This is a genomic window from Lacinutrix himadriensis (assembly GCF_001418105.1).
Classification (GTDB): Bacteria; Bacteroidota; Bacteroidia; order Flavobacteriales; family Flavobacteriaceae; genus Oceanihabitans; species Oceanihabitans himadriense.
The window spans coordinates 291,961-304,314 of record NZ_LIQI01000022.1 but is presented as its reverse complement, the minus strand read 5'-3'; the positions used below and the strand labels follow the sequence as shown (position 1 = coordinate 304,314).

Sequence of the window (12,354 nt, the reverse complement as noted above, 5' to 3'; positions counted from 1 at the left end):
CGCTCAGTATCTTCAATGAAAATATATTTTCATTTCGATAGCCCTCAAGGGGATATTTGTTTACGTTGGTTATTGTGTATAGAAAATTACCATTAAAGTTTCTCGGCGTAGATTGTCCCCTTGAGGGGACCTTAGGGGTGTTTTTTAAATGAATATTCAATCACTCAATTCCTTTACAGTTTCTTGGATAACCAATAACACACTAAACATGTTTTTTTTAACTTCTTCATTAGAAAACCTTAAGAATTTCACACCATAACCTTCTAATGCACCTTGTCTTTTTGCGTCGTATAAAAAACTATGGTCGTGACTACTGCCATCAATTTCAATAGCCAAACCAATTTCATGGCAATAGAAATCAACAATATAATTAAGCATAGGTACTTGTCTATGAAACTGCACACCGTAAGCACGTTGCTTTATATTTTGCCACAATAAAACTTCTGGTAGCGTACTGTTTTTCCGCAGCTGTCTTGCTAATAGTTTTAATTCTGGACGATATGGAATTATTTTGTTTCTCATTGTTTGTGACACTTTTATAGGTAATGCTATGTATCTTCAATGAAGATGTATTTTCATTGAAGATAACCCTCAAGGGGATAATCTTACCCTTTTAATTTTATACTAACATTTTAAGGGATGCCTTCTTTTATTGTGCCTTGGTATAAAATTAGGAAAATAAAATTACGAATAGGAAGAAATGGTGGAGCTTTGGGAATTTGCTTAATGTTTTTTGTACACCCCTATAATCCCCTCAAGGGGATATTGGTTTGCGGTTGTTACTATATTTAGATAAGTATTGATAAAGTTCATCGCTTTAGGCTGTCCCCTTGAGGGGACCTTAGGGGTGTTTTTTAAATCAATATTTAACCAAACTTGCCCAATTCCACTACAGTCTTTTTGACAACCAATACAACACGAGTTATATTCTTTTTAGTTCTTCAACTGCAATATTACCGTTAAAGTTTCTCGGCTTAGCTTGTCCCCTTGAGGGGACTTTAGGGGTGTTTTTTAAACCCCTTCTTTTTGTGCATTCATAAAAGCATAAAAGGTTTTTTCATGGATGCTTTTTGCAAAATACATTTTCAAAACCCCTTTGTTTTTCACATCCATTTCACCTCTATATTCACATGCAAATGCATCTTTAATTAGTTGGTAGGTGTTTTCTGCAATATTAATTTTTCCTGCTATAGAATTAGATTCCATTCTGGAAGCTACATTAACAGTGTCTCCCCAAATATCATAAGCGAACTTTTTTGTACCTACAACTCCGGCTACACAGGGCCTGTATTTATACCAATACGAATATCAAAATGTGCTATATCAGGATTGTTTAAGTTTTTAGAATCTTCTACAAATTGTATAATTTCAAATGCTGCAAGTGTCATTTTAATTGCATGATCTTTCGTTGGAAATGGTAATCCTCCTGCACACATGTACGAATCTCCTGCTGTTTTAATTTTTTCGAGTTTGTATTTTTCGATGATAGTATCAAACTTCGAAAAATAATAATCCACACTTTTTACCAATTTCTCTGGAGTTAGCTTTTCGGAATAACTTGTAAAACTTTTAAAATCGGTAAATAAAACGGTTACAGAATCAAATCGTTTTGCTTCTACTTTGCCATTTTGTTTCAGCTCTTGTGCTGTTTCTTCAGGTAAAATATTAAGCAATAGATTATCGGAACGGTGCTTTTCTTCTTCAATTATTAATTTTGTTTTACTGATGTATTTGTTACGTCTATATAATCCGAAAGCAAGCATTACAATTAAAAATAAGGCGATAATGGTTGCTATCACTACATTCTGTTTGTTTTTATTTTGTTGGTTTAATAATGCAACTTGAATGTTTTGCGTTTTTTGCTGTTGCGTTAATAAGTCTACTTCTGTTTGTTTTTTGGAAACTTCAAACTCGGTACGCAAATCTGCCATTTTCTGGACTTTTTCAATATTAGCAATACTATCTTTAAAGGTGGAATGATTCTTAAAATGACTTAACGATTTTTTATAGCTACCATTTTGTTCGTATAGCTCTGAAAGTTGCAAATTAGCATCACTTATTTGTTCTTTTAAACCATATTTTGTCGCTAAATCTAAGCTTCTTTTGGAATATGCAATTGCTGCTTTTCTATTGTTTTTAGATGCATATATATCTGACATATATCTAAGGTAAACCGAAATAGGATAATATAATTCTAGATTTTCTAGGATGCGGATGGCTTCATTTATGTTGGCTTCCGCTAAATCGTCTTTCCTTTCTCTGCATAGACCATTCCCATGTTTCCTAAAACAAAAGCATTCCCTTCTAAAGAGTTAATTTTTCGGAATATTAAACCAGATTCCATAAAACATTCCATGGCTAAGTCATATTCCTTTTTATTAAAATACTCGTCCCCTAAATTGGATAAACCATTGGCATAATTTTCAAGATCATTTTCTTTTTTTAATATATCCATTCCTATTTTATAGTACTTCACTGCATTTTCATGATTATTCGTAATGGAGTAAACATCTGCAATAGAAATATTAACCAATCCCAAATCCCGTTGGTTTTTAATTTTGGAAGCTATATTTGCTGCCTCAAAATAGCTTTCTAATGCTTGTGTGAAATCACTTTTTAATCGAAGGGAAGCACCTTTGTGCATATAGCCTTGAAAGAGGAGTTTGCTAGAATCTAGAAGTTTGGCGTTTTTAATTAATTCTAAACTATAGTGTAATTTTTTCTGTGGATCTGGATGGTTTTGAGCCAATTCGTTTAATAGCGTGAGCTTTTCACTTTTAGAATAGTTATTATTGGTATACCTATATTCTAAAAGGAGGGATTCTGATTTTTCCTGACTAAAGCAAATAGCAGATATGCAAAATAAGCCCATAAGAAAACAGGTCTTTATTGTTGTTACGAAAGGAAGTGCGGAATGGAATTTCATTTTATGATAAAATAATTTGAAATGTTATTAAAGCTTCACTGTAATTTTTGGGTCAATAGTATAGTTTCCACGTTTTCTACCGTCATTATAAACTGTGATTTTAATGGCGTATTTTTCGACGCGTCCTTTGGTGTCCGGATTGACTTTACCAATAACAACTTCGCGAGTTTGACCATTTCCCTTTAAAACATTTTTTCCAAAAACATTCTCACCACCATGATGATTTATGGATCTTACATTAATAATATCTCTGTCGGGATTAATAGAAGACACACCTCTCCAGATGATTAAATCTCCAGGATGTACTTCAATATTAAAATCTTCAATGTTTCCAACGGATTTTGTTATTACGCCACTTGGTGATTCCGAAGTAAAATAACAAACCTTTAATTTATTGCGGCTGGTAATTTTGTCGGTTTCTACATGAATGGTAACGTAATAAGTATCTTGGGCAAAGGTTGTTGCAATATTAAAAAATAGCGCAACAAGAAGTACTTGAAATAATCGTTTAGACGTTTTCATTAGTGAATAAGTTAGAATTGATTAATTATAACGACATTCAAACTAACTGAATAATTTGAAAATCGTATAGCGTTCACACGTATAAGTAGTATATGTTTTGGTGTGATTTGAAGCGATTGCTAAAGGCTAATAAATATAGTGAATAATTATTTGTAAATGAATCTTGTAGGGTTTATCGTCTTAAAACGGAATATGTTAGTGCTTATGTAGTTGCTAAGTCGTAGACTCCAAAAGCGCTAAGTTTTTATTTTTTCTGAAGGTTTTATAGCGTTTGCAATAGGAGGTATGATACCTATGGTTTTTAATAAATTTAATTTGAATATCAACCCATTCGTCTTCACTTAAATCTGGATTAAAATGCAATAACTCTTGATACAAAGAAGTACTAGTTTTTAGGTATTTGGAAGTTGCTAAATATTCTAAATCGGCATCGGCTAAAATTTCTTCTAGTAGGTTTTTTGGGCTTTGCGGAATCTTTGTTGCCATAATCATTTCGCAAATAGTTTGTATTTCTTCCTTTGAATAGCCATAATTTTTCAACTGCTTTTTGGCAATTTCACAACCTATCTTTTCATGTTCTAGATGCGATTTTGTAAAACCAATATCATGATATAAAGCAGCTATTTTTAGTAAGGCGATAGCTTGGCTATTTACCTTTTCCTTATTCGCAATATGTATTGCCTTTTCAAATACATATAAAGTGTGTTCGGTATTATGGTAGGTAAAATGTTTCGGTAGGTTTTCGTCTAAAAAACGGACAACATCTTTCTGTATTTCATTAATACTCGGTTTCATCAGTGACCAGATTTTCTGCTAATCACACCGCCATCTACTTCTTTTATGTTTTGAATAAACATAAATGCTTTTGGATCTGCTTTCGCAATTGCTTTTCTCATTTTATGTACTTCTAATCGTGTAACAACGGTTACAATAACCTCACAATCATGTTTTATATCGTAGCTTCCAGGTAAGTTTCCACGTTCGCCTTTATAGATGGTTATTGGCTTGTTGAATTGATTCACAATCAGTTCTTTAATCACTTGGTCGTTAGGCGAGATAATAGTTAACGAAATTAATTTTTCAAAGCCATCTACCACATAATCGGAAATCTTTAAAGCCGTAAAAAAAGTAATTATCGAATACATCGCTTTTTCCAAACCTAAGAAGAAGGCAATAATTAAGAAAATGGTGGTGTTTATGGCCATAATAATTTCGGTAGTAGAAATACCAAATCGGGTATTGGTGTATGCAGCAATGATTTCTAATCCGTCAATAACACCGCCACCTCTAATGATTAAACCAATACCAAGTCCAACAAAAACACCGCCAAAAACAGCGACTAGAAAATGATCTTGGGTTACAGTAGGAACGGGTAATAGACTTAAAAATAAACCAAGAAAGACTAGTGATAGAAAGGTGTGTGCGGCAAAATTCTTTCCAAATTTTCTATAGCCAATATATACAAAAGGTAAGTTGAGAAGTATTAACGGAATAGAAACATCGATATGATAAAACTCATGAATAAGAATGGAAATACCCAAAAGCCCGCCATCTAAAAAAAGATTAGGAATCATAAATCCTTTAATGGCAATAACTGTACAGGAGACGCCAATAATTTTTAATAGTATGGATTTAAAGGAAAAAACAGAACTTAGGTCTAAGGTGTTTAAATTGCTTTTGCTCATTGCTGGAAGATTAATTAATAGCGTTGTAATCTTTACCTAACTAATTTAAGCAATTATTTTTAAACTTGTTGGTGTACAGGTGGTTATGTTGGGGGTGAGCTCTTGTACAGAAGAAATAACCAATGCTACAGAAACACACCCAATAGAAAAAGAACTTGCCGAAGGCGGACGTTTTAAACTAGAAAACTGCCTAAAGCGAAAAGTAAAAGGTGCCTCCGATAAAACCAAACGCGATCAAAATTGGCGTGGGGAAGAAATGGTGGAGTTATGGGAGTTGGTACATGCTTAGTATTAATAGCTGTTAACCTTTTGTGTGTTTGGAATAAAATAACTCCCTAAATGTCAGTTCGAGTGATTTTTTGTAAAAAATCGTATCGAGAACATATCTAGAAACTAAAATTCTAATTCTCGATACAAATTATACTCATTTCAATCGTTACATGCACTCGAATAGTTAAAATTTCATCAAAGTGCACAACGTAGAGTTTTGGGAGTTGATGTATGCTTAAAAGCCTTTTTAAGGATGTTGTTTTTTTAGATAAATAAAAGATAACGCTCAGTTTTAAAGCGGGTAGAAGTTTTTTTATGTAGATAATTTTGAGTAAGTTTTAGTTCCATATTTTTAATACTATGAAAAAAAAGCTACAAATTAGTAACGGTGTCGCATTTGTATGTGTTATTGTAATGAACTACTTGTCTAACACCGGTTTATTAAACAATACAACCATTGGTGAAATCTCTAAAGACTATAACACCTTATTTACACCAGCAGGCTATGCCTTTTCCATTTGGGGATTAATCTATCTTTTTTTAACTGGGTTTATTGTGTACCAAGGACGTAGTTTGTTTGTAAAGGTTAGAAACGACGATTTTATAATAAAAACAGGTTGGTGGTTTGTCATTTCGTGTGTTGCTAATTGTGCATGGATTGTTACCTGGATTTATGGTTACACGTTATTATCTTCTGTGTGTATTTTTATATTACTATTTTCCTTAATAAAAATTGTGCTTAAAAACAGTATGGAACTAGTAGACGAGCCCATATCTGTAATCCTTTTTTTATGGTGGCCATTTGTCATTTATAGTGGTTGGATTACGGTAGCTAGTATTGCAAACGTATCTGCGGTTTTAGTAAAATACAATTGGGATGGTTTTGGACTATCTCCAACATTTTGGACTGTTTTATTAATAGCTATAGCAAGCATAATAAACATAGTAGTAACCTGGAAACGTAACCTACGCGAATTTGCACTTGTTGGTGCTTGGGCTTTGATTGCTATTTATGTTGCCAATAACGATGGGAATACTACTGTAGCGTATACAGCGCTAGTTACCGCTGTTATTTTAATTATAAGCAGTCTTACACATGCTTTTAAAAACCGAAAGACTAATCCTGGGATTAAGTGTGTCGAGTATTTTAGGGGAGAGTAGAAGATTGTTATGTTTTTTGTTGAATCAACTCAGTTAAACTAGTTGTAAAAGGTTTTGCAGATGCATTACCAGAATTATAATTTTTTAGTTTTCTGAAATCCCAATCGTTATTTCCAAATTCAGAAAGATTAACTTTTTCTAATTCAATGATTAAATAATGTCTTTCATAATCAGATGCTTTTATTGCTTTAGGATATCCTTTTTTTTCTAGATTTAATCTAGAATAGACCTTTGGACCCTTACTTACAATTTTCCATAAATCTCCAGATGATTGTTCTCCATGAGTATGCAATAGCAAATATTTAGCAGAAACTGTTTCCTTGTCTAAAACTAATGAGCCGTTACCTGAACCCATTCTGAAATTGTACATTCTTTTTTTAGAAATCCAATCATAGTGTGTTTGGTTATTATAGAACCCAACCAAAACATAGGCGTCGTCAGGAATTAATTTTTCATCATTAAAGTATTCAGGAATTGGCTCTGAAATTTCGTTTGGTTTATCGTTTTTATGAATGGTATAACTTTTATGAGCAATATTTTCACGTTGTGAAGCAGTGTTTAAAAAGTGATTTAAAACTTCTTTAATAAAATTTTCTAAATGAATTGTTTCATTTGTATTTTCAGTTGGTTTTATAGGAAATGCACCTAATCCAGGTAATACTTCGTGAAAACCTCTAATAGGTTTGTTTGTTTCTCCTGGATATAAAACATAGGCGCCACTTGTTCGTCTAATTGCATCTTTATAAGCATGCATTTTTAATAAATCTGCATTTTTATATATCCCTTTGAGATTTTCTTTTTTCTCTTCTGTTAAAGTTTTTTCATTTTTATCTTCTCCTAATATTTGATTAATATTAGCAACCTTGTATTTCGCATCAAAATGAATATGAACAATTTGCTCTGTAGCTTCAGCTTCAAACTCTTTCAGCTTTGTTGGCCAAATTGATAAAGTATAATCTGGTCTTAATGTTGTGGTCCAACTTCCTGTTTTAGAAATATCTTGTGTTCCACCAATAAAGCTTCTATTGTAATTAAATTTAACCGTTAAATCTCTATTGGCTTTGGTGTAACTACCTTTTAGAGCTGTTACTTTTCCTTGTTTAAGTTGAAGACTTAAATCATCTTTTGAAGATGTAATGAGGTTTTCTAGTTCCTTTGGTTCAATATCAAAAACTTGTTTTAAAACGTCTAATAATTTAAAGAATAACCAATACTCGTATAATGTAGCAATATCTTTTTTTCCTCCACTATATACCTCGTCTCCACCATTCCAAACAAGCTTAGCTGCTAAATCAAACTTTAACCACACTTTTAATATTTCTCTATAACCTTCCTTTTTTTGAAGTGTTGGACTATTAAGTTTTAAAGTATTGGGTCTAGAAACTTGTTTAAATAAGTCATGTTGAAGATGGGTTTCTAATGTCTCTGAAACAATATCTGCTTCTTCTTTAAGTCTGTTTCCTGCATTTGGATGATTTGAAATATCCATACAGAATTTTAAAAACGTTTCTAAAGCATGTTTTATAAAACGATTTTCTGAAGTGTCAACACTTTCAAATTTTCTATAAGATTCTATTTTTGTTGCAACAGATTGTATTCCTTTTTTAAATAAAGGATGCGTATCGTTTAATTTTAATCTGTTATCAGAATTTATTAATGACCTTAATTCTGAATTTTTAAATCGCTTTATTTTTCTAGCATCAGTTAGTTCTGATTCCTCTGTCCAATTTGTAGTTGGGCTAGTAACAATACGTTGTACTGCATCTTCAAAATCTTCAGAATTAATTATTGAACTTATGAAAGCAAAACGTTGGTATAGCGTTTTGTTTTTAGTTTTTGGGTCAATTTCAAAAGAATGACTTACAGGAGAATTCGCTTGAATGATTAAATCTGTACATTTTGATGTTATATCATTTAACATGTACTGATAATCTTCTCTATAGCTTGTTTTTTTAGACTGTACTTCTAGTTTTAAATCCCATTTTTTATTGGGATTCTCCTTGTTTAAAATTTGTAATGTTAATGTGCCAACAAATATATTTGGTGTAATTACACCAATATACTCTTTCCTTTTTCTGTTTTTTACAATGTTTTTTTGGTCACTACAAAAAAGACGATAGTCTTTTGCAATACTTTCTATTTTGTGTGAGAATTCAAAATCATAGAAGCAACCTTCTTTTAATTGGTAGGTTGGTTCATGCTCATAATCGTTATTGGTATCTACTTCAATATCGCCTTTCTCTTGAGTGTCGATACATAAGTACAAGCCATCTTCTATATAAGATAAATCTATTTCTATGGATTGTTCTTTTTCCATATATTAAGCTTCTGCGTAACTAGCAAAACCATTATCTATTGCGCCTTTATACATTCTAGTAATTTTCTCTAAGGATAAAGGATATAAAACTTTTTCATTGCCTTTAAAAACTAAGGTTTCTTTATTGTTTAAAAAGTCTTTCGCAACATCCGTTTTCTCTTCAACACATAAAGATGCTAATACTTCTAGAATAGGACATAATTTACGTCTAGAACCATGTAGTTTTGGTAATAGTTTTTGCATAATAGCAATGTCTATTTTGTCATCTTCTTGCATAGCATTTTCTAAAGTGCTTAACTGATTGTATAGTCTGTGAATTTCTGTTGCAGAACGATAACCGAACTCAGCTCCTGTTTTTTTCAATTCTTCAAAGAATAACACTAATTTGTCGTTTAACTTAGTTGTATCTGTTTTTGGGAATTCTTTATTAGAGGCTATTGTTATAAAGTCTTCACCCATTGAAGCACCATTACAGTTTAAATTAGTAAAATCTATTTCCTTAGGGGCATTTAAAAAAGCTTTAATATCTTTTTTATTAACCCTAAACTCTATAACATTAGCTCTGTCTAAAACTTTAGGACTAAACATATATGTTGTTTCGTCGATGTTTACAGTCCCAACTATAAACAAGTTACTTGGCCAACCCAAACTTGAAGGTACAATACCTTTGTCATTTTTAGAACTATGTAATTTAAGTTTGTCATTAGACTCCATTACACTTAAGAAATCTGCAAAGTATCGCTCCACATGACTTAAGTTCATTTCATCTAGTATCAAAAAATAAGGCTTGCTTTTATTTTCTTCTTTATTGGCTTCAATGAGTAATTGTAATGCGCCATTTTCAGGTAATATGTATTCATCATCATTCAATGCATTAACATAACCTAATAACGGTTCTCTGTTGGTCCAATCAGCTCCAACAGGTACAATACAATATTGTTCTTCACTTTCGCAAATCCATTGTGCAAAAGCTTGTGCTAATTTTGTTTTACCAGAACCAGATAAACCACTTAATAATACAAATGGTTTAGTTACTAATGATGAAACGTATCTTGTGATTAATTCTGGCTTGTAGTTTAAACCTGAATTTTTACAATCTACATTGAAAAAAGAAAGGTCGAAATCAATTTGTTTAATTTTCTCTTTATTTTCATTAGTAGACTTTAAATCCTGCTCATGTTTTTTAGATAATAATTCTTTTAAAAATTTAATATAGTTGTTATGACCTAATATAGCCTTAACTGATTCATTACCTACAGTTCTTTTATCTATATCTCCAATTACAGTATTTACATCAATAATATTTGTTTCAAGCTCATTAATTATAGTTTCTAAAGAAAATTCAGGAAAACTAAATATCGAAATTCCAAAATCATTTTCATAAGCTTTTTCAAATTCATTTAATTTTTCAATTAAAACTGTTGGATCATTCTTATAAACTCTTTTGTATTTACCTAGATTAAACAGCCAATCTGCGAATGCTTCTTTTAAGTTTTCTTGTTTTCTTGTTAATTCTTTTGGAGAAAGTATGAAGTTTTTATCTTCTTGAGTTAGTATGTAACTAGGGAACTTGCTTTCAATGAAGTTTTTTAAGTTTATAAAAGATAAATTATATTCACCATTTGCATTCCATTGCGTTGTGAAGTAATAATATTGTTCTTCATTTATATAAATTGGTTTTTCAAAAAATCTAATTGTATTTGCAGAAGAAAGAGATTCCTTGTTTTGAGGTTTATCAAATTTACCAATAAGGTTTTTGAACCATTCATGGTCATAAATAATATATTTTTTACCGCTAATAGTAGATTCTCTAGTTTGTGATTCGTTTAAAAGAGCATCCCAATTATCGCTATAGAAATGTTCAAATACCATTAATGCAAAATCTCTTATAGAATTAGAGGAAACTTTTGTTACTTCATTCTCGATAGCTGTATCTGGTTTAAATTTATTAGTCAGTTCGTCAAGTTGAGTAATTGCCTTATCTAAATTGGATAGCTCGAGATTTATATATTGCTCTGGGTTAATATTATCTAAGGTTGGCGCGTTAGCCCACATTATTATTTTACTCAAAGTTGTAAACATTGGTTTTGTTTGAACAGTTATCTGAGCGTTAGCAGGTCCATCATTGAAGTATTTACTTCCTAAATTTCTCCATTCACCTTCAATATAATCTTCATGACCTACAAATTCTGATAGATGAGTTTTTATATCTTTCAAACAGTTCAAAAAAGTTTCTAAACTCAAATTGAAAAATTTTTTATTACCTCCTTTTCCTGAGTTGCTAAAAGTAATATTGCCACCTCTCTCTTGTAGTTCTGCCGTAAATTTAGAATTACTGTTTTCAAATTTAGAAAAATCTAATAAATTACTTTTCATTGCTTAATAATTGTTTTTTAATTTCACTAGCTAATGTTTGTACAACAGGAACAGAAACACTGTTTCCAAATTGTTTGTATGCTTGATTATCTGAAACAGGTATTTTATACCAATCATCAATTGGATAACCTTGTAATCTTGCTGCTTCTATTGGATGCAATTTACGTGGCCTATCTTCTCTGTCTTTAATGTTTTTCTGCTCGATTAGTATTTCACTTCCGTCTTTATAATATCTTGCAGAAATTGTACTTGTGTATATCGATTTTTTATTAAATAAAGAATATCCAAAGCCATTTCCTTTTCTTGCATGTTCTTCCTTTCTTCGTTTATGTCCAGTCCAAAGTTTTTCTGAAATTGTATAAGTTTTATTAGCTAATAATTCAAGTTTTTTGAGTTGTATGTTTGTTAGCAAAATATCACCAAGTTTTGTTTTTTTAGCCTTTTCTTCACGTTCATATTTATCAAAAATCACTTCGTCATTTTCATTTAAACCAAAAGGGAAATTAAACTCTTTAGTTTTTATTTGTTTTTTATGCCAAGCGACTATAAATATTCTTTCTCTATTCTGAGGTACACCAAAATATTTACTATTAAGCACTTCTGAACTTACTTGGTATCCCATTTTATTTAAAACGCTTTCAATAGTTTTAAAGGTTTTTCCTTTGTCATGGTTTTTAAAACCTTTTACGTTTTCTAATAAAATTACTTTAGGGATTTTTACATTATTATCCTTTTTATTAGCTTTTATTTTCGAGTGAATTATTTCTTGTATGTTAAAAAACAAAGTTCCTCTGGTGTCATTAAAGCCTTTTTTTAAACCAGCATTTGAAAATGGTTGGCAAGGAAAACCACCACATAAAACATCAAATTCAGGTATTGAATCGTAATTTAATTCAGGGTCTGTTATGTCAATATTAAAATTACCGTTTTTGAAAAGATCAGGGGATGTGTTTTTGAAATTTTCTTCATAAGTCTGTCTTGCAAATTTATCAAGTTCAGATGCAAACACACATTCACCACCATTTTCATGCATTGCTATGTGGAAACCACCAATTCCTGCAAAAAGGTCAATAAAGTTAAATTTATTTTCTTTCATT

Annotated in this window: 10 protein-coding genes and 1 pseudogene; 2 read left to right on the top strand and 9 right to left on the bottom strand. The window is 31.2% G+C overall.

Annotation, left to right across the window (positions count from 1 at the left end; all coding sequences use genetic code 11):
* Positions 1 to 156: 156 nt before the first annotated feature.
* The 6 genes and pseudogenes from AMD28_RS09045 to AMD28_RS09015 all read right to left on the bottom strand — a co-directional run bounded on the left by AMD28_RS09045 (position 157) and on the right by AMD28_RS09015 (position 5,133).
* Complete coding sequence (locus tag AMD28_RS09045; RefSeq protein ID WP_055443814.1) at positions 157 to 522, bottom strand: endonuclease domain-containing protein; 366 nt, start codon at positions 520 to 522, stop codon at positions 157 to 159.
* A 489-nt stretch (positions 523 to 1,011) separates the two neighbouring features.
* A pseudogene (locus tag AMD28_RS18880) lies at positions 1,012 to 1,763 on the bottom strand (adenylate/guanylate cyclase domain-containing protein).
* Between the two features lie 476 nt (positions 1,764 to 2,239).
* Positions 2,240 to 2,872: a tetratricopeptide repeat protein gene (locus AMD28_RS18875; protein WP_055443811.1), complete on the bottom strand. Its 633-nt coding sequence runs from the start codon at positions 2,870 to 2,872 to the stop codon at positions 2,240 to 2,242.
* 81 nt (positions 2,873 to 2,953) lie between these two features.
* Positions 2,954 to 3,448 (bottom strand): hypothetical protein, encoded by a 495-nt coding sequence (locus AMD28_RS09025; RefSeq protein WP_055443810.1) that lies wholly within the window; start codon positions 3,446 to 3,448, stop codon positions 2,954 to 2,956.
* Between the two features lie 213 nt (positions 3,449 to 3,661).
* Positions 3,662 to 4,243: an HD domain-containing protein gene (locus AMD28_RS09020; protein ID WP_055443809.1), complete on the bottom strand. Its 582-nt coding sequence runs from the start codon at positions 4,241 to 4,243 to the stop codon at positions 3,662 to 3,664.
* Complete coding sequence (locus AMD28_RS09015) at positions 4,243 to 5,133, bottom strand: YitT family protein (protein WP_055443808.1); 891 nt, start codon at positions 5,131 to 5,133, stop codon at positions 4,243 to 4,245. The genes AMD28_RS09020 and AMD28_RS09015 overlap by 1 nt, the downstream gene beginning before the upstream one ends.
* 85 nt (positions 5,134 to 5,218) lie before the next feature.
* Here AMD28_RS09015 and AMD28_RS09010 point away from each other — a divergent pair, with 85 nt between their 5' ends.
* On the top strand, positions 5,219 to 5,422 hold the full coding sequence (locus tag AMD28_RS09010; RefSeq protein ID WP_055443807.1) for a hypothetical protein: 204 nt from the start codon (positions 5,219 to 5,221) through the stop codon (positions 5,420 to 5,422).
* A gap of 341 nt (positions 5,423 to 5,763) precedes the next feature.
* Positions 5,764 to 6,564, top strand: a complete 801-nt coding sequence (locus AMD28_RS09005; RefSeq protein ID WP_055443806.1) for a hypothetical protein — start codon at positions 5,764 to 5,766, stop codon at positions 6,562 to 6,564.
* Between the two features lie 7 nt (positions 6,565 to 6,571).
* Here the strand turns inward: AMD28_RS09005 and AMD28_RS09000 are convergent, their stop codons facing one another.
* Genes AMD28_RS09000 through AMD28_RS08990 form a run of 3 tightly spaced genes read right to left on the bottom strand, consistent with a single transcriptional unit; the run spans position 6,572 to position 12,353 of the window.
* Positions 6,572 to 8,881, bottom strand: a complete 2,310-nt coding sequence (locus tag AMD28_RS09000; protein WP_055443805.1) for a DUF2357 domain-containing protein — start codon at positions 8,879 to 8,881, stop codon at positions 6,572 to 6,574.
* Between the two features lie 3 nt (positions 8,882 to 8,884).
* On the bottom strand, positions 8,885 to 11,257 hold the full coding sequence (locus AMD28_RS08995; RefSeq protein ID WP_055443804.1) for an McrB family protein: 2,373 nt from the start codon (positions 11,255 to 11,257) through the stop codon (positions 8,885 to 8,887).
* Positions 11,247 to 12,353: a DNA cytosine methyltransferase gene (locus AMD28_RS08990; protein ID WP_055443803.1), complete on the bottom strand. Its 1,107-nt coding sequence runs from the start codon at positions 12,351 to 12,353 to the stop codon at positions 11,247 to 11,249. The genes AMD28_RS08995 and AMD28_RS08990 overlap by 11 nt, the downstream gene beginning before the upstream one ends.
* Position 12,354: the final 1 nt, after the last annotated feature.